This is a genomic window from Magnetospirillum sp. (assembly GCA_027532905.1).
Lineage (GTDB): Bacteria > Pseudomonadota > Alphaproteobacteria > CACIAM-22H2 > CACIAM-22H2 > Tagaea.
On record JAPZUA010000002.1, the window covers coordinates 279,826 to 305,549 of the forward strand.

Annotated in this window: 31 protein-coding genes and 1 pseudogene; 24 read left to right on the forward strand and 8 right to left on the reverse strand. The window is 64.6% G+C overall.

Annotated features, from left to right (window positions below; genetic code table 11):
* The first annotated feature begins 90 nt into the window (after positions 1 to 90).
* The 12 genes and pseudogenes from fdhD to O9320_09460 all read left to right on the forward strand — a co-directional run bounded on the left by fdhD (position 91) and on the right by O9320_09460 (position 10,102).
* On the forward strand, positions 91 to 966 hold the full coding sequence (gene fdhD / locus O9320_09405; GenBank protein MCZ8311058.1) for a formate dehydrogenase accessory sulfurtransferase FdhD: 876 nt from the start codon (positions 91 to 93) through the stop codon (positions 964 to 966).
* Positions 959 to 1,579 (forward strand): molybdenum cofactor guanylyltransferase MobA, encoded by a 621-nt coding sequence (gene mobA, locus O9320_09410; protein MCZ8311059.1) that lies wholly within the window; start codon positions 959 to 961, stop codon positions 1,577 to 1,579. The genes fdhD and mobA overlap by 8 nt, the downstream gene beginning before the upstream one ends.
* Positions 1,576 to 2,145 (forward strand): DUF3305 domain-containing protein, encoded by a 570-nt coding sequence (locus O9320_09415; protein MCZ8311060.1) that lies wholly within the window; start codon positions 1,576 to 1,578, stop codon positions 2,143 to 2,145. Before mobA ends, O9320_09415 begins: the two co-directional genes overlap by 4 nt.
* Positions 2,138 to 2,689: a DUF3306 domain-containing protein gene (locus O9320_09420; GenBank protein MCZ8311061.1), complete on the forward strand. Its 552-nt coding sequence runs from the start codon at positions 2,138 to 2,140 to the stop codon at positions 2,687 to 2,689. Before O9320_09415 ends, O9320_09420 begins: the two co-directional genes overlap by 8 nt.
* A gap of 317 nt (positions 2,690 to 3,006) precedes the next feature.
* Positions 3,007 to 3,192, forward strand: a pseudogene (locus O9320_09425) (YdaS family helix-turn-helix protein).
* A gap of 42 nt (positions 3,193 to 3,234) precedes the next feature.
* Complete coding sequence (locus O9320_09430) at positions 3,235 to 3,879, forward strand: molecular chaperone TorD family protein (protein MCZ8311062.1); 645 nt, start codon at positions 3,235 to 3,237, stop codon at positions 3,877 to 3,879.
* A 16-nt stretch (positions 3,880 to 3,895) separates the two neighbouring features.
* Positions 3,896 to 4,096 carry a formate dehydrogenase gene (locus tag O9320_09435; GenBank protein ID MCZ8311063.1) on the forward strand — a complete coding sequence of 67 codons (201 nt, stop codon included), beginning with the start codon at positions 3,896 to 3,898 and terminating at the stop codon, positions 4,094 to 4,096.
* A 13-nt stretch (positions 4,097 to 4,109) separates the two neighbouring features.
* Complete coding sequence (locus O9320_09440) at positions 4,110 to 7,046, forward strand: formate dehydrogenase subunit alpha (GenBank protein MCZ8311064.1); 2,937 nt, start codon at positions 4,110 to 4,112, stop codon at positions 7,044 to 7,046.
* A 19-nt stretch (positions 7,047 to 7,065) separates the two neighbouring features.
* The gene (gene fdh3B, locus O9320_09445) at positions 7,066 to 7,662 is read left to right on the forward strand and encodes a formate dehydrogenase FDH3 subunit beta (protein ID MCZ8311065.1); all 597 of its coding nucleotides are present in this window, start codon (positions 7,066 to 7,068) and stop codon (positions 7,660 to 7,662) included.
* An 83-nt stretch (positions 7,663 to 7,745) separates the two neighbouring features.
* Positions 7,746 to 7,946 (forward strand): hypothetical protein, encoded by a 201-nt coding sequence (locus O9320_09450; GenBank protein MCZ8311066.1) that lies wholly within the window; start codon positions 7,746 to 7,748, stop codon positions 7,944 to 7,946.
* 23 nt (positions 7,947 to 7,969) lie between these two features.
* Positions 7,970 to 9,076, forward strand: coding sequence for a formate dehydrogenase subunit gamma (locus O9320_09455; protein ID MCZ8311067.1), 1,107 nt, complete (start codon positions 7,970 to 7,972; stop codon positions 9,074 to 9,076).
* Positions 9,077 to 9,151: 75 nt separating this feature from the next.
* A complete protein-coding gene (locus O9320_09460) occupies positions 9,152 to 10,102 on the forward strand; it encodes a WD40 repeat domain-containing protein (protein MCZ8311068.1) in 951 nt (316 codons plus the stop codon).
* A 55-nt stretch (positions 10,103 to 10,157) separates the two neighbouring features.
* Here O9320_09460 and O9320_09465 read toward each other — a convergent pair whose 3' ends face one another.
* From O9320_09465 to O9320_09475, 3 genes are all read right to left on the reverse strand, one after another.
* Positions 10,158 to 10,283, reverse strand: coding sequence for a hypothetical protein (locus O9320_09465; GenBank protein MCZ8311069.1), 126 nt, complete (start codon positions 10,281 to 10,283; stop codon positions 10,158 to 10,160).
* A gap of 91 nt (positions 10,284 to 10,374) precedes the next feature.
* Complete coding sequence (locus O9320_09470; protein ID MCZ8311070.1) at positions 10,375 to 10,755, reverse strand: cytochrome c family protein; 381 nt, start codon at positions 10,753 to 10,755, stop codon at positions 10,375 to 10,377.
* Positions 10,756 to 10,758: 3 nt separating this feature from the next.
* Positions 10,759 to 10,953, reverse strand: coding sequence for a DUF3553 domain-containing protein (locus O9320_09475; protein ID MCZ8311071.1), 195 nt, complete (start codon positions 10,951 to 10,953; stop codon positions 10,759 to 10,761).
* A 78-nt stretch (positions 10,954 to 11,031) separates the two neighbouring features.
* Here O9320_09475 and O9320_09480 point away from each other — a divergent pair, with 78 nt between their 5' ends.
* From O9320_09480 to O9320_09495, 4 genes are all read left to right on the forward strand, one after another.
* The gene (locus O9320_09480) at positions 11,032 to 11,688 is read left to right on the forward strand and encodes a histidine phosphotransferase family protein (protein MCZ8311072.1); all 657 of its coding nucleotides are present in this window, start codon (positions 11,032 to 11,034) and stop codon (positions 11,686 to 11,688) included.
* Positions 11,689 to 11,809: 121 nt separating this feature from the next.
* Entirely contained in the window at positions 11,810 to 12,175 is a 366-nt protein-coding gene (locus tag O9320_09485; protein ID MCZ8311073.1) for a response regulator, read from the forward strand.
* On the forward strand, positions 12,176 to 13,369 hold the full coding sequence (locus O9320_09490; protein ID MCZ8311074.1) for a chemotaxis response regulator protein-glutamate methylesterase: 1,194 nt from the start codon (positions 12,176 to 12,178) through the stop codon (positions 13,367 to 13,369).
* Positions 13,366 to 14,202, forward strand: coding sequence for a protein-glutamate O-methyltransferase (locus tag O9320_09495; GenBank protein MCZ8311075.1), 837 nt, complete (start codon positions 13,366 to 13,368; stop codon positions 14,200 to 14,202). Before O9320_09490 ends, O9320_09495 begins: the two co-directional genes overlap by 4 nt.
* Here the strand turns inward: O9320_09495 and O9320_09500 are convergent, their stop codons facing one another.
* Positions 14,203 to 14,898: a response regulator transcription factor gene (locus O9320_09500; protein MCZ8311076.1), complete on the reverse strand. Its 696-nt coding sequence runs from the start codon at positions 14,896 to 14,898 to the stop codon at positions 14,203 to 14,205. It lies immediately after the preceding gene.
* Between the two features lie 192 nt (positions 14,899 to 15,090).
* On the opposite strand from O9320_09500, the gene fliI reads away from it, so the two are divergent.
* From fliI to O9320_09525, 5 genes are read left to right on the forward strand one after another with little or no spacing between them, the layout of a single operon-like run.
* Positions 15,091 to 16,458: a flagellar protein export ATPase FliI gene (gene fliI / locus O9320_09505; GenBank protein ID MCZ8311077.1), complete on the forward strand. Its 1,368-nt coding sequence runs from the start codon at positions 15,091 to 15,093 to the stop codon at positions 16,456 to 16,458.
* Between the two features lie 10 nt (positions 16,459 to 16,468).
* Complete coding sequence (locus tag O9320_09510) at positions 16,469 to 16,948, forward strand: flagellar FliJ family protein (protein MCZ8311078.1); 480 nt, start codon at positions 16,469 to 16,471, stop codon at positions 16,946 to 16,948.
* A gap of 50 nt (positions 16,949 to 16,998) precedes the next feature.
* Positions 16,999 to 18,195 (forward strand): MFS transporter, encoded by a 1,197-nt coding sequence (locus O9320_09515; GenBank protein ID MCZ8311079.1) that lies wholly within the window; start codon positions 16,999 to 17,001, stop codon positions 18,193 to 18,195.
* A 9-nt stretch (positions 18,196 to 18,204) separates the two neighbouring features.
* Entirely contained in the window at positions 18,205 to 18,333 is a 129-nt protein-coding gene (locus tag O9320_09520; protein MCZ8311080.1) for a hypothetical protein, read from the forward strand.
* 13 nt (positions 18,334 to 18,346) lie between these two features.
* Positions 18,347 to 19,216, forward strand: a complete 870-nt coding sequence (locus O9320_09525) for an NAD(P)-dependent oxidoreductase (GenBank protein MCZ8311081.1) — start codon at positions 18,347 to 18,349, stop codon at positions 19,214 to 19,216.
* Here the strand turns inward: O9320_09525 and O9320_09530 are convergent.
* Genes O9320_09530 through O9320_09540 form a run of 3 tightly spaced genes read right to left on the reverse strand, consistent with a single transcriptional unit; the run spans position 19,194 to position 22,523 of the window.
* A complete protein-coding gene (locus tag O9320_09530) occupies positions 19,194 to 19,841 on the reverse strand; it encodes an HAD-IA family hydrolase (protein MCZ8311082.1) in 648 nt (215 codons plus the stop codon). The genes O9320_09525 and O9320_09530 overlap by 23 nt on opposite strands.
* Entirely contained in the window at positions 19,838 to 20,368 is a 531-nt protein-coding gene (locus tag O9320_09535) for a GNAT family N-acetyltransferase (GenBank protein MCZ8311083.1), read from the reverse strand. Before O9320_09535 ends, O9320_09530 begins: the two co-directional genes overlap by 4 nt.
* Position 20,369: 1 nt before the next feature.
* The gene (locus tag O9320_09540; protein MCZ8311084.1) at positions 20,370 to 22,523 is read right to left on the reverse strand and encodes a lytic transglycosylase domain-containing protein; all 2,154 of its coding nucleotides are present in this window, start codon (positions 22,521 to 22,523) and stop codon (positions 20,370 to 20,372) included.
* 183 nt (positions 22,524 to 22,706) lie between these two features.
* On the opposite strand from O9320_09540, the gene dapA reads away from it, so the two are divergent.
* Genes dapA through O9320_09555 form a run of 3 tightly spaced genes read left to right on the forward strand, consistent with a single transcriptional unit; the run spans position 22,707 to position 24,622 of the window.
* Complete coding sequence (gene dapA, locus O9320_09545) at positions 22,707 to 23,582, forward strand: 4-hydroxy-tetrahydrodipicolinate synthase (GenBank protein ID MCZ8311085.1); 876 nt, start codon at positions 22,707 to 22,709, stop codon at positions 23,580 to 23,582.
* Complete coding sequence (gene smpB / locus O9320_09550) at positions 23,583 to 24,056, forward strand: SsrA-binding protein SmpB (GenBank protein ID MCZ8311086.1); 474 nt, start codon at positions 23,583 to 23,585, stop codon at positions 24,054 to 24,056.
* Positions 24,057 to 24,082: 26 nt separating this feature from the next.
* A complete protein-coding gene (locus O9320_09555) occupies positions 24,083 to 24,622 on the forward strand; it encodes a GNAT family N-acetyltransferase (protein MCZ8311087.1) in 540 nt (179 codons plus the stop codon).
* 256 nt (positions 24,623 to 24,878) lie between these two features.
* Here the strand turns inward: O9320_09555 and O9320_09560 are convergent, their stop codons facing one another.
* Positions 24,879 to 25,664 carry a hypothetical protein gene (locus O9320_09560; protein MCZ8311088.1) on the reverse strand — a complete coding sequence of 262 codons (786 nt, stop codon included), beginning with the start codon at positions 25,662 to 25,664 and terminating at the stop codon, positions 24,879 to 24,881.
* Positions 25,665 to 25,724 lie beyond the last annotated feature (60 nt).

Below are 25,724 nucleotides of genomic sequence, written 5' to 3' on the forward strand. Positions count from 1 at the left end.
TTATGTGGCAAAGCCGGGCGGTACGATCAAGGCGTTTCTTTGGCAACGCACCCCTTGAACCGCCGCACATTGGGGGCCATTCTCGCGCGCATGGCAAACGAATTCCTGCTTATGCCCGATCCCGCCGATGCGCGGCTCGTGGCGCGCGTCTCCGGCATCGACCAGACGGGGGCGGCCGTCGAAACCTCGGTCGTCGCCGAAAAGCCGCTCACGCTCTATTTGAATGCGCGCGAGATCGTCACGATGATGACGATCGGCGACTATCCCGAATATCTCGCCCTTGGCTATCTCCTGAACCAGAACATGCTGCCCGCCGACGCGCGCGTGACGGGTGTCGAGTTCGATGCCGAGCTCGACGTGGTCGTGGTGCGCACGGATCGCGAGACCGACTTCGAAGACAAGCTGCGCAAGAAGACGCTGACCTCGGGCTGCGCGCAAGGGACCGCATTCGGCGATCTCATGGAAAAATTCGACAATGTCGCCCTCGACAAAGCGGCACGGCTCAAGACCTCGCAGCTCTACCGCCTGTTGCGCACGATCAACACCGCTCCCTCGCTCTATCTTGAAGCAGGGGCGATACATGGCTGCGTGCTGTGTGCGGCCGACCGCGCCCTTGTCTATATGGAGGATGTCGGGCGCCACAATGCGGTCGACAAGATCGCGGGCTACATGTATCGCCACGACCTTGCGCCGCACGACAAGATTTTCTACACGACCGGCCGTCTGACGTCGGAAATGGTGATCAAGACCGTGCAGATGGGGATTCCGATTTTGGTGTCGCGTTCGGGCTTCACGGCCTGGGGGGTCGAGCTTGCGCGCAAAGCCGGGCTCACATTGATCGGCCGCGCGCGCGGCAGCCGTTTTGTCGTGCTGGCGGCGCCCGAGCGCATCGTGTTCGACGCCAGTGCGCGCGAAGCGGCCGAAGAAGACGCCAAGCTGCGTCGCAAGGGCTCGGAAGATGGCTGAGGCGATCGCGGGCGTGGTGTTGGCGGGCGGCCAGTCGACGCGCATGGGCGGGGGCGACAAATGCCTGCGCGATCTGGGCGGCCAGCCGATCCTGGCGCATATTCTGGCGCGCGCCGCACCGCAGGTTTCCGCCCTCGTGCTGAACGCCAATGGCGACGCTTCGCGTTTTTCGGCCTTTGGCCTGCCGGTCGTTGGCGACAGCGTGCCAGATTTCGCAGGCCCGCTTGCCGGCATTCTGGCTGGGCTCGATTGGGCGGCGGTGCACGCGCCTGCGTCCCGCTATGTCGCGAGCTTTGCGGCCGACGCCCCCTTCTTGCCGCGCGATCTCGTGGCACGTTTTGCGGCGGCGGTTGCGCACGAAGGGGCGGACCTTGCATGTGCGATGTCCGGCGGCCAAGCGCATCCGGTATTCGGCCTGTGGCGCGTCGATCTGCGCGAAGCGCTGCGCCATGCGCTTGTGACCGAAAAAATCTTCAAGGTCGATCGCTGGACGGCGCGGTATAAGGTTGCCATGGTTACGTTCGACACGAAACCCTTCGATCCGTTTTTCAACGCCAATCGGCCCGACGATCTGGCGGCCGCCCACGATCTGCTGGCGCTTGCAAACACATGAACACGCCCGATCCGCAAATCATTCCGCCTAAAGACGCGCAGCTTTCGATCGGCGTGCTCGTGGCCCAGTCGCCGCCGCGCACCGCGTGGGGCGAACCGCAATGGCGGCCGCATTCGGTCGTGCTGGGCGGCGTTTCGTTGGCCCCCTGGACTGAATTGCGCCGCGAAGAAGATACGACGATCTGGTATGCGGGCGAGTTCCCGATCGCGTTGTTCGTGGCCGAGACCGTGACATATCGCATGAACCTCGCCGAGCCGGTGCCGGCCGTCTATGTCGTGCTGCGCCGCGATCCGTCGCTGCCGCCGCCCGGCATTGTCGTGCGTCACGTCACGGTCAGTCCCGGCGAGGCGGAAGCCTATTCGGTCGACGGCGAGCATATCGTCGAGAAAGTGCCGATGCCCGAAGCGCTGATGGCGTGGCTCGGCGACTATGTACGCGCCTACCATGTCGAAGAAGTGTTCAAGAAGCGCAAGCGCACGCGCATCGATCCGAACAAAGGTTTCGCCAAGGGGGCGGAGGGCAACGAGTACGGCGCTTCCTTCGCGCAGAAGGAAAACAATGGCTGACGCCGAGCGCCCGCGCGAAGGTTTTGCCGGCCGCTGGTCGCGCCTCAAAGCCGAGGCGCGCGCCGTACCGCCCGCACCGGCACCTGCGGCCGAAGCCGAGCCTGTACCGGCCGCAATCGCGCTCGCGACCGAAACAACGCCGCCGGAGAAATCCGAAAAACCGGCGGAGACGGCCGTCACGCCGAAGACCGAATTGCCGCCGCTTGAGACGCTGACCAAGGATTCGGATTTTTCGCTGTTTATGAACAAGGACGTCGCCGACGACACGCGCAAGCTTGCCTTGCGCAAGCTGTGGACGATGGATCCGCATTTCGCGACGATCGACATTTCCGAATGCCATTCGATCGATTTCAATGCCGTTCCGACTTTCCCGAACGGGCTGTTGAACACAATTTATCGTGTGGGGTCGGGCATGGTTGAAGCGGTCGAGGAGATCGAACGCAAGGAAGCGGCCGACAAAATTGCCGCTGACAAGGCTGCCGCCGCACAAATCGCAACGGCACCGGCGGATTCGCAGGCCAAGGCCACCGACGAACCGAGTTGAGGGCCTTTGCTGCATTGCAGCAATTCTGCGTATCAAGGCCCGTCAACAAACGCTTTTGTATGCTGCACTGCACACGGTATCCGGCGATGTTGCGGCCTCTTGACAGCGGTATCGTGCTGTCGCATAGGTTAGGTGTCTGATCGTTGAAACTACACAACAAAAACGCGTTTCGCGGTCTGCAAGTTCCGGTACCAAGAAGCAAGAACACACGCGAGAAACTGACAGTTTTCAATGCCAGTGCGTCCAGTCGAAATCGTTGCGTTTGGCGTTACAAACCGCTTTGTGGGGCAACCCCGGTGAGCGAGAGCCCAGCCATTGTGCGCAGCCTTGCGGCCCTTGAGCTCGCGATCGAGCGAGCGGGGGGGCAGTCGGCATTGGCGCGCGCCATCGGCAAATCGCAGGGCCATGTGTGGCATTGGGTAAAGGTCGCCAAACGCGCGCCGGCCGAAGCCGTACTCGCCATTGAAACCGCAACCGGCGTATCGCGTTCGGAACTGCGCCCCGACGTTTATCCGTCGACAAGCATCGACGCATCCGACTTTATCGTGACGCCCGCCGCCGTCGAAGCCGAGGAAATCGAAATCGACGAAGACGAGTTGCTGCGCGCGCAATGGTACGCGTTGCTCGGCGAATTGTTGGCGCAAGCGCCGGACGAAGCGTTCCTGGCACGCCTTGCCGCCCTCGGCGGCGACGACAGCGAGCTTGGCGGCCATGTCGCAGCTCTTGCCAAGACAGCGCAACGCACGACGGTCGAGCAGGTGCGCGAGGAATTCCACGATCTGTTCATCGGCCTGTCGCAGGGCGAGCTTTTGCCCTACGCGTCCTACTATCTGACGGGCTTCCTGCACGAAAAGCCGCTCGCCAATTTGCGCGGCGCCATGGCCGAACTGGGCATCGTGCGCGCGTCCAACCGCCCCGAGCCCGAGGACCACATCGCCTCTTTGTGCGAGACCATGGCCGGGCTCATCGTTGGCGCTTTCGGCAAGCCCGCGTCGCTTGCGACGCAGCGCGCGTTCTTCGCGGCGCATATTGCGCCGTGGGCAGAAAAACTCTTCGCCGATTTGGCGGCCGCCAAATCGGCCCGGCTCTACATGCCGGTCGGCCAGATCGGCCGCATCTTCATCGAGATCGAAAACGCCGCCTTCGCAATGGACGAAGGCGACCAACCGCACGAACCGAATAACGGATAGAGGGGCGAGGCAGACCATGAGCAACAACCCAGACACCAAAGCGGCCAATCGCCGCCAGTTCTTCAAAGTCGCAGGACTTGGCGCCGTTGCGGCCGGTGCCGCAGGTGCGGGCACGATCGCGGCCCCTGCCGCCGCCAAAGCGGCCGAACCGGCGCAGGCAAGCGCCGGCTATTCGGAAACCGCGCATGTGAAGACCTATTACGCGCTCGCGAAGTAAGGAGAGCCATTCGATGCTGACCAAGAAATCTTCGGGCAAGGCCGTCGGCGCGCGTTTGACCGCCGCTCTTGCAGGGGCTGCCGGTGCGGCGATGGATCGTCGCGCCTTCATGCGCCGTTCGGGTCTCGTGGCGGGCGGCATTGCCGCCGCCGCCTCGCTGCAGCTCAAGACCGTCGAAGCCGCCGGTGCGGCAGCCGGTGCGCCCAAATTCGGCGTTGCCACCAAGATCGTCAAAAACATGTGCACCCACTGCTCGGTCGGTTGCACGGTGACGGCCGAAGTGCAGAACGGCGTGTGGACGGGCCAAGAGCCGTCGTTCGACTCGCCGATCAACCTGGGTGCGCATTGCGCCAAGGGTGCGGCCATCCGCGAACTCGTGCATGGCGACCGCCGTCTCAAATATCCGATGAAGCTCGTTGCCGGCAAATGGCAGCGCATGACCTGGGACCAGGCCGTTACGGAAGTGGGCGACCGCCTGCTGAAGATCCGCGAAGAGGCGGGCCCTGACTCGGTCTATTGGCTGGGTTCGGCCAAATTCACGAACGAAGCAGCATATCTCAACCGCAAATTCGCCGCCTTCTGGGGCACGAACAACATTGACCACCAGGCGCGCATTTGCCACTCGACGACGGTGGCGGGCGTTGCCCAGTCGTGGGGCTACGGTGCCCAGACCAACTCCTACAACGACATCCAGAACTCGCGCTCGATCTTCCTGATCGGCGGCAATCCGGCCGAAGCGCATCCGGTGTCGCTGTTGCACGTGCTGCGCGGCAAGGAAAACAACCAAGCGCCGTTCATCGTGTGCGACCCGCGCTTCACGCGCACGGCCGCCCACTCGACCGAGCATGTGCGCCTGCGTCCGGGTACGGACATTCCGCTGATCTGGGGCATTCTCTGGCACGCGTTCGAAAACGGCTGGACGGACGAAGAGTTCGTCAAGCGCCGCGTCTATGGCTGGGATGACGTCAAGAAGGAAGTCGCCAAGTACAACCCCGCCGAAGTCGAGCGCATCACCGGCGTGCCGGGCACCCAGCTGCGCCGCGTGGCGCAGACGCTGTGGAACAACCGGCCCTTCACCGTGATCTGGTGCATGGGCGGCACGCAGCACACGGTGGGTTCGGCCAACGTGCGCGCCTACTGCATCCTCAACATGAACTACGGCACGATCGGCGTGGCGGGCGGCGGTACCAACATCTTCCGCGGCCACTGCAACGTGCAGGGTGCGACCGACCTCGGCCTCGATGTCTTGAACCTGCCGAACTATTACGGCCTCACCGAACAAGCGTGGCGCCATTTTGCGCGCGGCTGGGGCGTGCCGTACGAGTACATGCTCGGCCGCTTCCGCTCGAAGGCGCTCATGGAAATGCCGGGCACACCGCAGTCGCGTTGGCATGACTTGGCACTCGAGGCCAAGGCAAACCTCACGGGCCAGCCCGACAACATCAAGGCGATGGTGTTCTGGGGCCACGGGGCCAACACGCAGACGCGCGGTCCCGACGGCAAGAAGGCGATGGAGAAGGTCGACACGCTCGTCGTGATCGATCCGCATCCGGTCCAGATCCCGGTCATGGCGGCCGACCGCAAGGACGGCGTCTATCTGCTGCCGGCCTGCACCTCGCTTGAAATGCGCGGCAGCCGCACGGCCTCGAACCGGTCGCTGCAGTGGGGCGAGCAGGTCGTCGATCCGATCTTCGAATCGAAGAACGACTACGAGATCATGTATCTCCTCGCCAAGAAGTTCGGTTTCGCCGAGCAGATGTTCAAGAATATCAAGGTCGACGGCAACGTGCCGGAAGCCGAGAGCATCCTGCGCGAAATCAACCGCACTTGCTTTACGGCCGGCTATTCGGGCCAGAGCCCGGAACGCCTCAAGGCGCACATGGCGAACCAAGACGCGTTCGACCGGGTGAACCTCAAGGCGCTCAAGGACATCCCGGCCAAGGACGGCATGGCCGAAATCAAGAAGGGCGAGTTCTACGGTCTGCCGTGGCCGTGCTGGGGCAAGCCCGAACATCGCCACACCGGCACGCACATCCTCTACGACCAGTCGGTTCCGGTGGCTGAAGGTGGCGGCAATTTCCGCGTGCTGTTCGGCGCCGAGCGCGAGGGCGTGAGCCTGCTCGCCGACGGCCTGTTCTCGAAGGGCTCGGAGATCAAGGACGGGTACCCGGCATTTAGCTACGGCATGCTGAAGCGTCTGGGCTGGGAAGGCGAACTCACCGACGCCGAACGCGCCGAAATCCTCGAGATCGGCACGATGGTGTTCGGCGGCAACGCCGACAACGTGCCCTGGAACTTCGACACGTCGGGCGGCCTCATGCGTGTTGCGATCGCCCACGGGTGCGACCCCAAGGGCAATGCGCGCGCGCGCGCCAACGTGTGGAACTTCCCCGATCCGGTGCCGACGCACCGCGAGCCGCTCTATTCGGCGGACCGCGAAATGGTGCGCAAGTATCCGACCTACACCGACCGCGTGCTGCACCGTCTGCCGACCCTGTTCAAGTCGATTCAGGATCGCGACGTCTCCAAGCAGTTTCCGACGATCCTCACCTCGGGCCGTCTGGTCGAGTACGAGGGCGGGGGCGACGAAACGCGTTCGAACAAGTGGCTCGCCGAACTGCAGCAGAGCATGTTCGTCGAAATCCATCCGGCCGACGCGCGCCGGATCGGCGCCAAGAACAACGACGATGTGTGGGTGTTCGGGCCCGAGAACAACGCCAAGATCAAGGTCAAAGCGCTCGTCACTGAGCGCGTGGGCCAGGGCGTTGCCTGGATGCCCTTCCACTTCGCGGGCCATTGGATGGGCAAGGACATGCGTTCGTCCTACCCGCAAGGCACGGACCCCATCGTGCTGGGCGAAGCGGTCAACACCGTCACCACGTACGGCTACGATCCCGTAACCCAGATGCAAGAAACCAAAACCACCTTGTGCCGCATCGAGAAGGCCTAAGGCTTAGGGAGCGACAGACATGGCTCGCATGAAATTCCTGCTCGACGCCGAACGCTGCATCGAATGCAACGCTTGCGTCACCGCCTGCAAAAACGAACACGAAGTGCCGTGGGGCATCAACCGCCGCCGCGTCGTGACGCTCAACGACGGCAAACCCGGCGAGCGTTCGATCTCGATGGCGTGCATGCACTGCACGGACGCGCCCTGCATGGCCGTCTGCCCGGTCGACTGCTTCTACAAGACGGCCGAAGGCGTGGTGCTGCACTCGAAGGATCTGTGCATCGGCTGCGGCTACTGCTTCTACGCCTGCCCGTTCGGCGCACCCCAGTATCCGCAGGCCGGCAATTTCGGCACGCGCGGCAAGATGGACAAGTGCACCTTCTGTGCTGGCGGTCCCGAGGCTTCGACCACGGACGCCAGCTTCGCCAAGTACGGTCGCAACCGTCTGGCCGAAGGCAAGCTGCCGCTGTGCGCCGAAATGTGCTCGACCAAAGCGCTGCTCGGCGGTGACGGCGACGTCATCGCGGGCATCTACCGCGAGCGTGTGGCCACGCGTGGCTACGGCTCGGGCGCTTGGGGCTGGGCCACGGCCTACGGCGATCCGTCGCGCACCTGATCTCGAAATCCGGCCGCAAGGGGCCCCCTCGAAAGAGAAGCCCCTTGCGGCCGGCCGCATTGCCAAGAAGGACTTGAAGCAAAATGTCATCCGGTCAACGCAGCATTCTCTGGGTCGTCTTCGCGCTGTTGCTGATATCTGCCGCCGCGTTCAGCGCACGCGACCCCGGCATCCGCGAAGGTGCGCAAGGCTCGTATCTGGGGCGCAGCGTCGCTGCACCCGCCGTGCCCGCCAATGCGCGCGACATGCTCGAAAACCGCGCCAATTCCGGCCAGCGCTACTAGCGTCGGCAGGGGGGAGAGAAACCATGAAATCCGCCAACATTCTTCGTTCGCTCGTCGTCGGTGCCGCCCTGCTGGTTGCGGGCGTCGCATCGGCGCAAGCGCCGGCACCGGCACCTGCGGCACCCGCTGCAGCACCGCCGCCGGTCGTCTCGACGGCCGCACCGCCGGTGAGCCGCCTCGACGGCGTCAATCTGCCGCCCGCAGGCCCCGGCAGCTACCAGAGTCCGAGCATGCGCCCGGAAGCGGGGCTGATGTCGAACGATGCTGAATTGCTGCGCGCGTTGGCACCCACGCGCGGCCAGGTCACGATTCCGGACCAGAAGCTCGCCACGCTGATCCAGCCCGCAGGCCGCGACTGGCGTGCGGCCGTCAAGGGCCCGATCCGCGTTTGGGGCTCGTGGCTGATTCTCGGCATGTGCTGCTTGTTGATCGCGTTCTATCTGCTGCGCGGCAAGATCATGATCGACAGCGGCATGTCGGGCCGCACGGTCGAGCGCTTCAATTCGTTCGAGCGTTTCGTGCACTGGATGACGGCGGGCGCCTTCGTGGTGCTGGCGATCACCGGCCTCAACATCACCTACGGGCGCTATCTGCTGCTGCCGCTGCTGGGCCCCGACGCGTTCACGTCCATCTCGGTCGCGTTCAAGTATCTGCACAACTACCTCGCCTTCGGCTTCATGCTCGGCGTGGTGCTGATGTTCGTGCTGTGGGTGCGCCACAACATTCCGTCCAAGGTCGATCTGCAGTGGATCGCAGTCGGCGGCGGGCTGTTCACGAAGGGCGTGCATCCGCCGGCCGAGAAGTTCAATGCCGGCCAGAAAATCATCTTCTGGTCGGTGATCACGGGCGGCGTTGCCCTCAGCGTCTCGGGCGTGTGGCTGATGTTCCCGTTCTTCCTCGGCGACGTGGCCTCGATGCAGCTCATGCAGGTGATCCACGCCGTCGTCAGCCTCGTGCTGACGGCGATCGTGATCGCGCACATCTATATCGGCTCGCTCGGCATGGAGCAGGCGTTCGACGCGATGGGCACGGGTCTCGTCGACGAGAACTGGGCCAAGGAGCATCACGGCCTGTGGCTTGCCAAACTCAAGGGCCAGGCCGCACCGCAATACAAGATGGGCCACGACTGAAGGGCCTGCATTTCGTAGACTTCCGGCCCGCGCCAGACCATCGGCGCGGGCCTTTTTCTTTGGCGAGATCCGAACATGCGCATTCGTGCCTTGATTGCCGCCTTGCTGCTGGTGACGACCCCGGCCGCAGCCGAACTTGCCGGGCACGGCGCCATGGTCAATGCCGTTGCGGTGTCGGCCGACGGCAAGCAGGTGCTGACCGGCTCGTGGGACTATTCGGTGCGGCTGTGGGATCTGCCCACGCAGCGCGAACTCAAACTGTTCGACGAGCATGTCGCATCGGTCAATGGCGTGGCGTTCGTGCCGGGCACATCGTTCGCTTTGTCGGGCAGCTGGGATGCGACTCTGAAATTGTGGGACCTCGGCAGCGGCAAGCTCGTGCGCAGTTTCGAGGGGCACAAGGCCAACGTGGCCGCCGTCGCCGTGTCGCGCGACGGCAAACGTGCGGCATCCGCAAGCTGGGACCGCAGTATCGCGATCTGGGACATCGCAACGGGTCGGCTGCTTCGCAGCCTGAACGGCCACACGGCCAACGTGATGTCGGTCGCGTTCTTGCCCGACGGGCGCACGCTCTTGTCGGGCAGCTACGATCTCACGCTGCGCCTGTGGGACAGCGAGACGGGCCGCGAAGTTGCAATGCTCGAAGGCCACGTCAACAGCGTGAACGGTGTGGCCGTCTCGGGCGACGGCAAACTTGCTGCCTCGGCCTCGACCGACGGCACGGTGCGGCTGTGGGACTTGGACCAGCGCCAGGAGCGCCGCGTGCTCGAAGGCCATCGCGGGTTCGTCACGTCGGTTGCCTTGTCGGCCGACGGAACGCAGCTTCTGTCCGGCGGCGGCGACCGCACGATGCGGCTGTGGCGCGTAGCCGACGGGCGCGAGCAGCGCCAGTTTCTCGGCCACAAGCGGCCGGTTTGGGCGGTGGCGTTGGTGCCGGGCGGCAAGCTCGGCATTTCGGCCGGTTACGACGAGGTCGCGAAAATCTGGGACCTCGAAACCGGCAGCGAGATCGACGCGCCCCCGTGAATCAAAAACGGCCCGCCAAAGGCGGGCCGTTCGAATCTAGCCGCAAAGCCGAAGCTTAGAGGCGTACGCTCGAGGCGACCGAATAGCGGTCGGCGGTCGAGGTCTGCACGCTGTCGAGCACAAAATGCGCGCCGATCGCGATGACGATGGCAGCTGCAAATCCGGCAAACATGGCTTTCATGTGAGACTCCGCAAACGAGGCTTTTTGTTGGGTCTGAATTTACCACAATTGCGCGCCTGCGCAAGCGGATACAAAGCTGACGCAGGCGCCCCTAGGGCGCCGTCGCGCGCCGCAGGTAAGCAATCAAATCGGCGCGATCCTGGTCGATCGCAAGGCCGCCATACATCTTGGTGCCGGGCACGAAGGCTTCGGAATCCTTGAGGAAGCCGTCGAGCGTGGTTTCGTCCCATACGAGGCCGGAATTCTTGAGGGCTGCGGTGTAGCGAAAATCGCCGACCGCACCGGCCTGGCGGCCGAACAGCCCATGCAGACGCGGCCCCACGCGGTTGCGCCCACCGGCCTCGAGCGTGTGGCATGCCGCGCATTTGCGGAACACGGCCTCGCCGCGTGCTGGGTCCGCGTCGGCGAAAGCCGGGGCGGGGAGGGCCGCGGCGGCCAAGAGACCGGCAATAAGAAGCAAAACAGCGCGCATGGTCTAAAGCGTTTTGACGGCCAGTTCGGCCTGCGGATCGACGCGCACGAGCGTCACGTGCTCGGCATCGATCAGCAATTTGCCGACATGTTCGAAATTGACGGTCACGCGCATGCCGATCGCGGATTGGACTTGGCCAATGCCCCAATCGGGGCGGTCGGGATGGCAGACATAGGTGCCGGGCGAAAGACGGGTCATCGTTAACGAAGTATAGACCAATTCTGCGGCATGAAGAACCCTGTACGATACCGTGTCTTTGGAAGCGGTGAAGGGACAATGTCGCAGAATTTGGAATTGCGTTTGGCCGAGCTGATTGCAGCGCGCATGAGCCACGATCTTGTCGGGCCCGTCGGGGCGTCGGTCAACGGCGTCGAACTGCTTGCCGAGGATGGTGCCGGCGATCCCGACGTCGTGAGCATGATCGGCCAGGCCGCACGCCAGGCAAGCCGCCGTCTGCAAGTGTTCCGCGCCGTCTACGGCACGCCGGGCGCTTTGCCGGCTGGTGCCCCCTTTGCTGCGGCGCACAAGCTGTTTGCGGCCTTGCTCGAGGGCGACAAGGCCGCCCTCTCGGCCTGGAATTCCGCACCCGAGCTCGAAGCCGAAGCCGGCCGCCGGGGGGCCCGCATCGCATTGCTCGCGGGCTTCGTTCTGTCGGAAGGTTTGCCGCGCGGCGGCGATCTTTATTTCGACGGCGCCATTGCCGCCGGGCGTGCAGCACTCGAATGGCGCGCGGTCGGCACGGGTGCACGCCTTTTCGAAGAGGTCGAAGCCACGCTTGCCGGCAAAGTCCCGATCGACGAATTGACGCCCAAAGCCGCACCGGCGGCCGTTCTGCAGCGTCTTGTCGCCGAACTGGGCGGCAAAACGACATATGTTCCGGCCAAAGATGCGTTGACGTTGGCGATGGCTTTCAAAGCGCCAGGCGACGCTTGAAGAGTGGCCGGGAGGTGCGCGCCCAAGAAGTGGTGTTGGCGCTGGCGCTCGGCTCGGCTATATGTGGGGGTAGTCGATCAGCCGATGCTCGGTTTGTGCGCGGCGGAGACGGAGGACGTTAATGAAGTCGTTTCTGGTGGTCGACGATTCCCGGGTCATTCGGAATGTCGCGCGCCGCATCCTTGAAGCTTTCGGCTTCAAGATCGAAGAGGCCGCCGACGGCCAGCAGGCACTCGAAGCCTGCAAGCGCGCGATGCCGGACGGCATCCTGCTCGACTGGAACATGCCGGTGATGAACGGCATCGAATTTCTGCGCGCTTTGCGCGCCTCCCCCGGCGGCAACGCGCCCATCGTTCTGTTCTGCACGACCGAAACCGAGATGACGAAGATCCAGCAGGCGATCGAAGCCGGGGCCAACGAATACATCATGAAGCCGTTCGACAGCGAGATCGTCGAATCGAAGCTTACGCAAGTCGGCCTGCTCTAGATGGCGCTCCATTCCGAACCGCCGAAGCCGGGTGCGGGCGCGCCGTCGCAGGTTCGCGTGATGGTCGTGGACGATTCGGCCGTCATCCGCGGCCTCATCACGCGCGCCCTCGAAGCCGATCCGGGCGTGCAGGTGGTGGCGACCGTCGGCAACGGCCAACTCGCCGTGGGCCAGCTCGGGCGCACCGACGTGGACGTGATCGTGCTCGACATCGAAATGCCGGTTATGGACGGGCTCACGGCGATCCCGAAGCTTCTCGAAGTCGCACCCGACGTCAAAATCATCATGGCTTCGACGCTGACCCAGCGCAACGCGCAGTCGAGCATCGAGGCGATGAACAAGGGGGCGGCCGACTACATCCCGAAGCCGTCTTCCACGGGCGAAATCCACGGCTCGACCGATTTCAAGCGCGAACTCACCGACAAGGTCAAAGCGCTCGGCCGCGCGCGGCGCGACAAGCGCGACCGCAGCCGCGCGGCGGGCGTGCCCGAAACGCGCCCGCAGTCGACCGAGACCACGCGGGCTGCCTCGGCTGCGGGCGTGCAGTCGCCGTCGGCGCGCAGCTCGCTTCTGTCGCCGCAGACGCCGATCCAACTGCGCGCGGCCGGCCGCACGGTGCCGCAAATCGTTGCCATCGGCAGTTCGACCGGGGGTCCGCAAGCGCTGTTTGCGGTGCTGGGCGCGCTTCCCGCCGCAATGCGCCTGCCGATCGTTATCACGCAGCACATGCCGGCCACCTTCACGACCATTTTGGCCGAGCATATCCAACGCACTGCCAAGCGGCCTTGCGCCGAAGGCGTGGACGGCCAGACGCTCGAAGCGGGCCGCATCTATCTCGCGCCCGGCGACAACCACATGAAGATCGAAAGCCAAGGGACGCAGAAAATCATTCGCATCACCAAAGAGCCGCCCGAGAATTTCTGCCGCCCGGCCGTCGATCCGATGTTCCGCAGCGTGGCGGCCGCGTTCGGCCCTGCCGTGCTCGGCGTCGTGCTGACCGGCATGGGTTCGGACGGCGCCAAGGGCGGCAAGGTGCTGGTCGAGGCGGGCGGCACCGTGATTGCCCAGGACGAAGCCACGAGCGTGGTGTGGGGCATGCCGGGGGCCGCTGCCATGGCGGGCATTTGTGCGGCCGTCCTGCCGATCGAAAAGATTGCGGGCGAAATTGCCAAGATCGCGGGAGTGCGCGCGTGAAACCCGACGATTTCGCCTATTTCACCAAATACATCTACGACCAGACCGGGCTCGTGCTGGGGCCGGACAAGATGTATCTGATCGAAAGCCGTTTGGCGCCGCTCGCGCGCAAATGGAACGTCGCGACGATCGATCTGCTGGTGGGCCAGTTGCGTTCGGCGCGCGATCCGGCCCTGCAGCGCGACGTCGTCGATGCGATGATGACGAACGAGTCGTTCTTCTTCCGCGACGGCAAGCCGTTCGACCAGTTCCGCCAACTGATCTTGCCGGCATTGCTGCAGTCGCGCGCGGCCAAGAAGAGCTTCCGCATCTGGTGTGCGGCCGCATCGACCGGCCAAGAGCCCTACACGCTCGCAATGATCCTCAAAGAGGAAGCGGCCAAGCTCGCGGGCTGGCGCGTCGATATCGTCGGCACCGACATCAGCCACGAAGCGCTCGAGCGCGCCAAGGCCGGGATCTACACGCAATTCGAAGTGCAGCGCGGCCTGCCGATCACGCTGTTGGTCAAGTATTTCAAACAGCAGGGCGACAAATGGGGCATCGCCCCGGAGATTCGCTCGGCCGTGCAGTATCGCAGCTTCAACCTGCTCAGCGAATTTGCGTCGCTGGGCTCGTTCGACGTGATCTTCTGCCGCAATGTGCTGATCTATTTCGACCAGAAGACAAAGGGTCAGATCCTCGACCGCATGGCCAAGCTGATGCCGGCCGATGGCGTGCTGTATCTGGGCGGTGCGGAGACGGTGCTGGGCGTTACGGAGCGTTTCCAGCCGATGCCGGGCCAGCGCGGCATCTACCAGGTCGTGGCGCCCGGCGGCGGCGCCAAGGTCGGGTAGTTAGGCGGCCTTCCCCTTGGCGGGCGGATCGCGCAGCACGTAGCCGCGGCCCCAGACCGTTTCGATGTAGTTTTCGCCGTCGCAGGCGCCCGAAAGTTTTTTGCGCAGCTTGCACACGAACACGTCGATGATCTTGAGCTCGGGCTCGTCGATGCCGCCGTAGAGATGGTTCAAGAACATCTCCTTGGTGAGCGTCGTGCCCTTGCGCAGGCTCAGCAATTCGAGGATCGCGTATTCCTTGCCCGTGAGGTGCAAGGGCCGCGTACCCGCTTCGACCGTGCGCGCCTCGAGATTGACCATGAGCTTGCCGGTTTTGATGATCGACTGCGAATGGCCCTTGGAGCGGCGCACGATCGCGTGGATGCGCGCGATCAGTTCGCGTTTGTCGAAGGGCTTGGTCAGATAGTCGTCCGCGCCGAAGCCGAGGCCTTTGATCTTGGCGTCGAGTTCGGTAAGGCCCGACAGGATCAGGATCGGCGTTTTGATGCGACCGGCGCGGAAGCGGCGCAGTACTTCGTAGCCGTCCATGTCGGGCAGCATCAGATCGAGCAGGATGATGTCGTAATCGTAGAGTTTGCCGACCTCGAGCCCGTCTTCGCCGAGGGCACTCGTGTCGCAGACAAAACCTTCTTGCTTCAGCATCAGCTCGATCGAGCGAGACGTTGCCTGATCGTCTTCAACCAGCAGCACGCGCATCAGCAGGGCCTCCCGAAAATTGGTTAACAAGGTATCATGGGAGCTACCTTGTTAACAATTCCAAACAAACCGCGTTATTTATCAAATCTTTATGCAGAAATTTACGCAACGTTAATCAAACTTGGCTACATTCCGTGGCTCTCCGCAACCCTCGGATTTTACGCAAGCTTGTTGGGACGGGTGACAGCTCCAATGTCCGCACATGAACTGGTTGCCGCCGTCGAGCGCATCCCAACCTATCGCTATTACGGCCGCGTTTCGGCCGTGCAAGGCATGCTGCTCGAGATCGGCGGCGTGGACGATCTGCTGGCCGTCGGTTCGCGCTGTTTTGTCGGCACGCGCGACCGCCGCCGTGTGCCCTGCGAGGTTGTGGGCTTTCGCCAGGGCCGCGCGCTTTTGATGGCGTTCGGTACGGTGGACGGCATCGGCGTGGGCAGCCGTGCGGAAATCGCCGATTCAGATCCCGTTATCTATCCGCATCGTTCGTGGCTGGGGCGCGTCGTGAATGCGCTCGGCGAACCGCTCGACGGCAAAGGGCCGCTGCCGATGGGCCCGGCCCCTTATGCGATCAAAGCCTCGCCGCCCGCCGCCCATAAGCGCCAACGCGTGCGCGGCAAGATCGATTTGGGCATCCGTGCCATCAACACGTTTCTCACCTGCTGCCGCGGCCAGCGCATGGGCATTTTCGCAGGCTCGGGCGTAGGCAAATCCTCGGTCATGTCGATGATGACGCGCTATACGGCGGCCGATGTTGTCGTGATCGGCCTCATCGGCGAGCGCGGCCGCGAAGTGCAGGAGTTCATCCAGGACGATCTGGGGCCTGAAGGCCTCGCACGCTCGGTCGTGGTCGTGGCAACGGGCGACGAAAGCCCGCTGATGCGCCGTCAGGCGGCTTATATGACTTTGGCGATCGCCGAATATTTCCGCGATCTTGACCGCGACGTTCTGTGCCTCATGGACTCGGTCACGCGCTTTGCGATGGCGCAGCGCGAGATCGGCCTGTCGGCGGGCGAGCCGCCGGCCTCCAAGGGCTATACGCCATCGGTGTTTGCCGAATTGCCGCGATTGCTCGAGCGCGCCGGGCCTGGAACGGGGCAGGGCAGTGTCACGGGCCTCTTCACCGTGCTCGTCGAAGGCGACGACACGAACGAGCCGATCTCGGACGCGGTGCGCGGCATCGTCGACGGGCACATCGTGCTCGAGCGCGCGATCGGCGAACGCGGCCGCTATCCCGCCATCAATATTCTGCGTTCGGTTTCGCGAACCATGCCGGGCTGCAATACGCCGTCCGAAAACGCGCTCGTGGCGCGCGCGCGCCAGCTGATGGCGCAGTACGAAGACATGGCGGAAATGATCCGCCTGGGTGCGTATCGGCGCGGCTCGGACGCACTCGTGGACGAAGCCATCCACTACCAGCCCGAAATCGAGAATTTCCTGAAGCAGGGCAAGCGCGAGCAGGCCCTGCTGGCGCAAGGCTATGCCGGACTTGCCGAGATTCTCGGCATGCCGGATCCCGCCGCTGCAGGCGAAAGCGCCGAAGAGCCGGCCCTTGCCGGTTGAGAACCGCTAGATGGCGGCCAAAACCAAGGGCCTGCGTTCGCTCATTCGGCTGGCCGAAGCCGATCTCGACGACAAGCGCCGCGTGCTCGTTGAAATCGAGCAGCAGGAAGCGACGCTGCAGGCGCGTGCCGTTGCCCTCGAAGCCGAGAAGGACCAAGAGCAGCGCCATGCGCGCGAACTCGAGGTGGGCATGTTCGCGTATGCGGGCTATGCGCGCGGCGTAATCGAGCGTCGCGCGCGCCTGGCCGCACAGATCGCGGGCATGCAACCGCAATTGGAAGAGGCGCGACAGGCCGTGTCGGACGCGTTCCAGACGCTGAAGCGCTACGAAACCGCGTTGGCGGCCCGGATCAAGGCCGACAAAGACGCGGCCGAGCGCAAAGACCAGCAGAATATGGACGAAATCAGCTTGAACGCCCATCGCCGCCGCCAGTTGGCCGAAGCCACGCCGGGGGCAACCTCAAGCGTATCGCGACAATCGCGGGCTTGAAGCGCCCGCTTGCCCTTGCGACACTGTTCCATTGAAGTCTGGGGGGCGAAATGGAACGCAAAAGCAGCTACCTGACGATCCTGATCTGCGGATCTCTGGTGCTTACCGTGATGATGGGCCTGCGCCAGACGCTCGGCTTGTTCCTCAAACCCATGACGATCGATCTCGGCGTCGGGCGCGAAGTGTTTGCGTTCGGGCTTGCGGTTTCCAACTTGCTGTGGGGGGCCGCCGGGCCGTTTGCCGGGGCGGTCGCCGACAAGTTCGGCACCGCGCGCGCGGTTTTGATCGGCGGCTTGCTCTATGCGGGCGGCTTTTGGGCGCTCTCGAATGCGCAGGACGGCACGCTGATCCTGGTCGGCAATACGCTGCAGGGTTTGGCGATGGCCGGAGCCGGCTTCTCGATCATCCTCGGTGCCGTGGGCCGTGCGGCCCCGCCCGAAAAACGTTCGCTGGCCCTTGGCATCGTTGCGGCCGGCGGCTCGTTCGGGCAATTCGCCTGCATGCCGTACGCGCAGGTGCTGCTCGACATGCTGGATTGGCGCGGGGCACTGTTTGTGATCGCGCTCAGCGCTTTGGCGATCCTGCCGCTTGCCTATGGCTTGCGGGGCTTGGCAGCCCCGGCAGCCGCCCAATCGCAGCAGACATTGGGCGCAGCACTCAAAGAAGCGATGGGCCATTCGGGTTTTTGGCTGCTCACGATCGGCTTTTTCGTCTGCGGCTTCCAAGTCGTATTCGTGGGCGTGCATTTGCCCGCCTACGTCGCCGACAAGGGTCTGCCCGGTTGGGTGGGTGCTTGGTCGCTCGCCCTCGTCGGGCTCTTCAACATCGTGGGCACTTACACGGCGGGCGTGCTCGGCCAGTTGCGGCGCAAGAAATATCTGCTGGCGGGCATCTATATCGGGCGCTCGCTCGTGTTCATCGTGTTTCTGCTGACGCCGATCAGCGAAGCGAGCGTGATGATCTTCGCCTCGGCGTTGGGGCTGTTCTGGCTGTCGACCGTGCCGCTCACCTCGGGCTTGGTGGCGCAGATTTTCGGCACCACCTACATGTCCACGCTCTACGGCATCGTTTTTTTCTCGCACCAAATCGGCAGCTTTATGGGCGCTTGGCTGGGTGGTAAGGTCTACGACATGTACGGATCCTACGACGTCGTTTGGGGGCTTTGCGTGGCGACGGGCTTCATCGCGGCCGCCTTGCATTGGCCGCTGCGCGATGCCCCTCAGCCGCGTCTGGCAGCGGCAGGCTGAGGGCAAAACATGCGCCTCAATGCGGCACAATCCGGGCTGATGGCGGGCGGGGCTTTGCTGTTCGCAGGCGCCGTATATCTTTGGGTCGTGCGGGGGCCTGCGATCCTGCTCGATCTTGCGTTCATTGCGTGTCTTTGAAGGAGTTTTGGGTATGACCAATCTGGCATTTCTGGGTTTGGGTGTGATGGGTTTCCCGATGGCAGGCCATCTGCAGAAGGCCGGCCACAGCGTGACGGTCTACAACCGCAGTGCGGCCAAAGCCGCCGCGTGGGTGGCCAAGCACGGCGGCAAGGCGGCCGCGACGCCGGCCGAAGCCGCCAAGGGGGCCGACATCGTGCTCGCTTGCGTCGGCAACGACGACGATCTGCGCTCGGTCGTGTACGGCGACAAGGGTGCTTTTGCGGGCATGACGAAGGGTACGATTTTCGTCGACCACACGACAGCGTCGGCCCTTGTGGCGCGCGAACTCGACAAGGCGGCGACGGAAAAAGGCTTCGGCTTTCTCGATGCGCCCGTGTCGGGCGGCCAGGCGGGGGCCGAAAACGGCCAGCTCGGCATCATGGTCGGCGGCGCCGATGCGGTGTTCGCCAAGGCCGAGCCCGTGCTCAAGATCTACGCCAAGGCGCTCACCTTGATGGGCCCGGCAGGGGCCGGCCAGCTCACCAAGATGGTGAACCAGATCTGCATTGCTGGCCTTGTGCAGGGCTTGTCCGAGGGCATGAATTTTGCGGTCCAGGCCGGGCTCGACACCGAAAAGGTGCTGTCGGTCATCACCAAGGGTGCGGCCGGTTCCTGGCAGATGGAAAACCGCGCCAAGACAATGGTGCAGGGCAAGTTCGATTTCGGCTTCGCGGTCGATTGGATGCGCAAGGACTTGGCGATCTGCCTCGAGGAAGCCAAGACCAACAAAGCGCGCCTGCCGATGACGGCCGTGATCGACCAGTTCTATGCGGCCGTGCAGGCGCGCGGCGGCGGGCGCTGGGATACGTCGTCGCTGATCAATCTGCTCGCAAAACCTTAGCGAGTTCGGCCATCCGGTCGATGACCACGGCACCGGTCGCGGCAAGTTCGCCGCGATCGGTGTGGCCGGCCCCGGCATAGGCATAGGCCTTCATGCCAGCGGCCTTGGCGGCCGCGAGCCCGGCGAGCGTGTCTTCGACCACGACGCAGTCGGCCGCTGCAAAACCCATCTGCTCGGCTGCGAACAAAAACAAATCCGGGGCGGGTTTGCCGTTGGCTACCTGCGTGGCGCTGAAACAGTGCCCCTCGAAAAAGCCCAAGAGGCCGCACAATTCGAGGCTGCGCTTGATGCGCGGCGGATCGCTCGACGAGGCGAGGCAGAAGGGCAAGTCCAAGCCTTCGAGCAATTCCGGCACGCCTTCGACGGCCTGCAATTCGCCCTCGTAGGCGGCCAGAACTTTTGCGCGTTCGGTTTCGGCGAAGTCCGGCGGCAGTACGATGCCGAAGCTCTTATCAATGTCCGCGACCGCAAACGCCATGCTGCGCCCGACATAGCGGCGCGTGGTTTGTTCGAGCGTGAGAGGCACGCCGTGTTCGGCAAGGCAGGCGTGGAAGATGCGGTTGGCGATGCGTTCGGAATCGACGAGCACGCCGTCCATGTCGAACACGACGAGGCCGGGCCTCATGCGCCGATGGCGCCGGGTTTGGCCCAAACGAAGCGCAGCACCTGATGCTCGGTGCCGTCGACCGCGCGATAGGCGTGCGGTGCGCCAGCGACCCCGCCCATGCGCCGGTAGAAGCCGACGGCATTTTCGTTGGCGAGATAGACCGTGAGATGCATGGCCGTGCCCGGGAGATTGGCCGCGACCCAGGCGCCAGCGTGCCGCAAAAGCTGGCGCCCGATGCCGCCGCGTTTGATGTCGGGCCGCACATGCAGATTGTCGAGGAGTGCGCCGTGCTCGGGCTCGGCATCGGCCATCACGCAGGCAAAGCCGAGCGCTTCGCCGTTCCGCTCGGCGAGAGAGAGAAAGCTGCGCGCCGGGTTCCAAGCCGCCATGCGCGCCTGCCAGTGCTGCGCACGCTCGACATGCGCGTTCGCGAGATAGGCCTCGCTCAGAATATCGCGATAGGCCGTGCGCCAGCTCGCGGTGTGGAGGCCAGCGACGGCCGGTGCGTCGGCAGGCCCAGCGCTGCGGATCGAAAGCGGGTCCATATCAGTTGCTGCGGCGGCGCAGATCGCGTTCGATGTCGAAAGCGGTCTGGGTGGGGGCGATGTTGCGGCGATAGACCTGCAGATTTTCCATCACGCGCTGCACGTAGCCGCGCGTTTCCTCGAACGGAATCATTTCGATCCAGTCGACGACGTCGACGTCCGGCTGGCGCGGATCGCCGAAATTGCGCATCCATTCGCGCGCGCGCCCCGGCCCGGCATTGTAGGACGCGATCGCCAGCACGTAGGAGCCGCCGAAATCGTCGATGAGCGAGGCGAGATACGAGCGGCCGAGGCGGATATTGTAGGCGGGCTCGAACAGTCTTGCGTCGGTGTGGTTGCCGAGCGTGTTCTCGGCTTTGGCCACGCCGCGCGCGGTGGCGGGCATCAGCTGCATGAGGCCGCGCGCGCCCGCCGAGCTCACAACCTCGGGCTCGAATTGGCTTTCCTGGCGGATGATCGCAAAGGTCAAAGCGCGCTCGGGCCGCTCGCCCGTCATCGGCAGGACGGGCCAGCCGAGATCGTGGAGCTGCACGCCTGCGGCCTGCGCCGAGCGCTTCGAGACGACGACGGCAAGATCGTTGCGGCCAAGCTGGTGCGCGAATTCGGCGACCAGCGCATGCTGGCCGGGCGTGCGCGCCACGCTCGCCAGGCGCACGAGGAACGGCCGCACGCGCTCGGGCTTTTCGCGCGTTTCAAGCAGGATGCGGGCTGCGATCACAGCTTCGTTGCGCGCGAAGGCTTGACGGTCTTCGGCCGTGGCGAGGATGGGGCCGGGCCAGGTTGGGCGCGCGGGGCTTTTGCTGCGCGCGGCGGCGAGCTGACCGTAGTAGGTGGTATGGAACGCGGCACCACGATTGTACCAATCGTTGGCGGCGGCCATTTGGTTCTGCGCTTCGAGCGCACGGCCGATCCAATAGGCGCCGCGCGCGCGCGACACGGGGAAGCGCGCGGCTTCGTGCACGCGTTCGAAATGCGCTTGGGCGCCCTTGGCGTCGTTGAGGCGGCGCAATGCGATCCAGCCCGCAAGGAATTCGGCCTCGAGGAAATTCGCACCGTGCGAGGGCGCCATGCGGTGGTCGCGGGCGAGGCGATAGGCTTCCGCCGCATCGCCGGCCAGGATCGAGCGGCGCGCGAGCACGGCGCGCTCGTTCCACCAAATCTCGGGCCGGCCCAGATCGCGCGGCAGATTGCGCATCGCATCGCGCGCGGCCGCTTCGCGATTGGCGCGGCGGAAGGCGCGCACGCGGTCGTAGATCAGGCCCGGATCGTTGGCGAGGCTTTCGGGCACGCGCTTGGCTTGCGCTTCCACATTGCCGCCAGCGCGGATGCGCAATCTTGCGTCGGCCAGCGTGCGCCGCTCCGGCGGGACGAGCGGGAACACGCGCCGCGCTTCTTCGGCCTTGCCGTCCCACACGAGGCGGTCGAGCTTGGCGGCGTGGTGCTGCGGCTCCAGCATGCCGCGATAGCGCTCGAGCCAGCGCTTGTGCTGCACATCGTTGAATGTGCCCGAGACCCAATGCTCGCGGATCACGCGCAAGGCCCGCTCGCGTTCGCCCGACGCGGTCAGCGCGTCGGCAAAGCGCATCGCACCGTCGGGCGTGAGCGGATTGCGCGTGCCGAACCAAGCCAGCACCAGCGTGTTGTTGCTGGGCCGGTCGAGCAGCGCTTCTTCGGCCCGGCGCGAGATGGTTTCGAGCGACGGCCAGTCCGGATTCTGGTCGACGAACTGGACGATGTCTTCGAACGCAATACCCGAGCGCGGCAGCTGCAATTCGAGCCAGCGAAAGAGCTTGTTGGCGACCGGATGGTCGCCGCGCGCCAGCAGCGTGCGGGCGGCTTCCCAGCGCCCGGATTCGACGGCTGCGAAGGCTTGCGTATAGAGCTCGCGCTGGCGCGCATTGAGCACGGGTGCCCCGATCGGCTGGATCGTGCGCGCGGCCGTGACGATGGGCCCGGTCGGCGGCCCGGCCGCGAGGTTTGCGACCGCTTGCGCCAGCAGCGTATCGCCGCCTTCGCCTGCATTGGCGCCGCCCGCGGCTGCGACCTGCACGGGTTCGGCCGTTTGCGCTTCCGCCACGATTGCAGCGGGGGGCACGACGGCCGCATCGCTGCGCGCACAGGCGGCGAGTGCCAGCGGCAAGCAGAGGGCGGCCAACCCAACCCTCCAGTCGAATCGAAAACGCGTATTCATGGCACGCAGTTAAGACCGCGAGGCCGCCCCAGCGCAAGCCAAAGGCATTTGTTGCGAAAGCGGGGCGGGAGGTCTAATTTCGCGCTCCTTTTAAGGCCACCGTTTAAGGCCACCGCCGACCTTCAAGTTTCAAGCCGGAGATCCGCCATGTTCAAGGGTTCGTTCGTCGCGCTCATCACGCCGTTCCGCAACGGGCAGGTCGACGAGCCGGCGTTCCGCAAATTCGTGGCCTGGCAGGTTCGCGAGGGAACCGACGGCTTGGTGCCGTGCGGCACCACCGGCGAATCGCCGACCTTGAGCCATGAAGAGCACGAAGCCGTGATCGAGATGTGCGTGGCGGCATCCAAAGGCCGCGTGCCCGTGATGGCGGGGACGGGCTCGAACTCGACCGACGAGGCGATTAGCCTCACGCGCCATGCCGAGCGCGTGGGCTGCGACGCCGCCCTCGTGGTGACGCCCTACTACAACAAGCCGACGCAGGAAGGCCTCTATCTGCACTACAAGGCTATCGCCAAGTCGGTGAAGATCCCGATCTTCATCTACAACATCCCGGGCCGCTGTGCGGTCGACATGTCGGTCGAAACGATGGGTCGGCTTGCGCAGATCAAAAATATCGTCGGCGTCAAAGACGCGACCGGCGATCTCACGCGCCCCGGCCTGCAGCGCTTGGCCTGCGGCCCCGATTTCTGCCAGCTCGACGGCGACGACGGCACGGCGCTGGCGTTCAACGCCACCGGCGGCGTGGGCTGCATTTCCGTGACTGGAAACATCGCCCCCAAGCTCGTGGCCAAGATGCAGGCTGCCTCGCTCAAGGGCGACGGCAAGACGGCCTTGAAGCTGCAGGACCGTTTGATGCCGCTGCACAAGGCGCTGTTCGCCGAGACGAGCCCCGGCCCCGTGAAATATGCGGCTTCGCTTCTGGGCCTGTGCAGCGACGAAGTGCGCCTGCCGCTGGGGCCGATCGCCCCTCAGACCAAAGAGCGCGTGAAGGCGGCCCTCAAGGGGGCCGGCCTGTTGAGCTGAATGCCGGCACCCGACCAAGGCCGCAAGGTCGCCGCGACCAATCGCAAGGCGCGGCACGATTTTGCGATCGAACGCACGCTCGAGGCGGGCCTCGTGCTGACCGGCACCGAGGTCAAATCGCTGCGCGCGGCGGGCGGGATCGCGATCGGCGAGGCGCATGCGGTCGAGCGCAACGGCGAATTGTGGCTGATCGACGCGCATATCCCCGAATATGCCGGCGGCAATCGCCAGAACCACGCGCCGCGCCGCGCACGCAAGCTGCTGGTGAGCCGGGTGGAGATGAACAAGCTCATCGGTGCTGTGACTCGCGAGGGCATGGCGCTCGTGCCCTTGCAGCTCTATTTCAACGCGCGCGGCATCGCCAAGCTCGAGCTCGGCCTCGCCAAGGGCCGCAAGAAGGCCGACAAGCGCGAGGCGATCGCGACGCGCGACTGGAAACGCAGCCAGGCCCGGCTGCTCTCCGCACGGCGCTAGCAGCCGGGAAGGGCGGTCGGGCCGCGATGCGCCAGCTGACCGATCTCTACGTGCCCAACGATGTGCGGCTGCAAACGCCGCGGCTGACCCTCGAACCGCTGCGCACGAACCACGCGTCGGCTTTTGCGGCCTTGTTGGGGCCGGATCCGGGCGCCATCGCCATGCTCTCGCACATGCCCGAGCCGCTGACGGCGAAGGCGGCTGCCGAATGGATCGAACTGCGCACCGGCCCCGGCGGGCATGTGTTTGCGCTGTTCCTGGCCGACGGCAGCTTCATCGGCACCAGCGGCTTCGGCGGCCCGCGCGACGGGGTGCCCGGCTTCGGCTACTGGATCGGGGCCGCCTATCGTGGCCTCGGCTACGCGACTGAGGCAGGCCAGGCCTGCATCGCCCGCGCCCGCACCCTGGGGGCGCGCCAGATGGTGGCCGAGACCTTCCCCGGCAATCGGGCGTCGGAGCGCGTGCTGGCCAAGCTCGGCTTCGTGCCGCAAGGGCCGGTCGAGCGCCATTACCCGCTGCGCGGCGGCTGGCGGCGCTTGACCTTCCACAGCCTCAAAATCGGCTGACGCTGCCTTGAAATAGGTGACGGCGATCGGCGACAATAGGTTACCAAAGGCGTCAGAATAGGTTGCCCTAGGTTACATTTGTATGAGAAGTGGCCTGTAAAACACTGTTTTTGAAAGATTAACTTTTGAAATAGGCGACATGTGACGAAGTTTTTTGTCGGTCCCTAAAGCAGGCATTTCAGGCCCGCAAGATTCACAATGTCAAACAGCGCACCCGCCTCGGCGGTTGCCGAAAAAAGCTAATAATCACTTTAGTCTAAATTTCCTTAACATTCAATGTTCGTATAAAGTTTTGATGACCGAGCACGATGGCGCCGAGTGCCGCCAACGTGGCGGCGGCGATCGGCCAATTGGGCTGGGTCACGATGTTCGTAAACGCGATCGCGACCAGCGCCCAACCGAACGCGAACACGAACCAGCCGTTGGCACGGCGCGCCAGGATCGTTGCCATGGCAAGCACGGTCGCGGGCAACAGGGTGGCAAGCGCATAGACGCTCATCGAGAGGCCGAACGGCTCGGCCGTGCTACCGCGCAGAACCGAAGTCGTGTTCAGCATGATGGCGGCCGTAAGCCAGCCGCCTTGCAACCCCAGCAAGGCGGGCAGCAGGTGCCGCAGGCGCCCCTCGAGTGCCAAGCCAGCGAGGCCGGTACGCGCCAGCGCCGAACTCGCGACCATCGTGGCCGCATACATGCCGAAGATCAGCGGCAGCAGGACGACGGAAGAGCCGAAAATCTGCGTCCACAGCATCCATACGGTTCCGGCCGCGAACATGGCCGCCGTCGCCGCCCCGATGCGCCGATAGACCGGGTTTTCCCGCTCGCTCGGCAGTGCCTGATGCACCGCGTAGGCGAGGCCGAGGGCGAAGATCGGGAACCAGATCGAAAACGCCCAACCGGCCGGCTGCTCGGGGGCCAAGAACCCGTCGTCGACGGCGCGCCGTCCGATCGGCCCGCCAATGCCGGTGACGGCATGGAAGCCGGGGGCAGCAAACTGCGCCACGGCAAGCACAAGATTGAGAATCTGGCGAAGGCGGTCGTTCATGGTTTTATGGTACGCGCGCGCCTGGCTGTTGGATCAAGCCAGCTTGGATCAAGGCGGCTT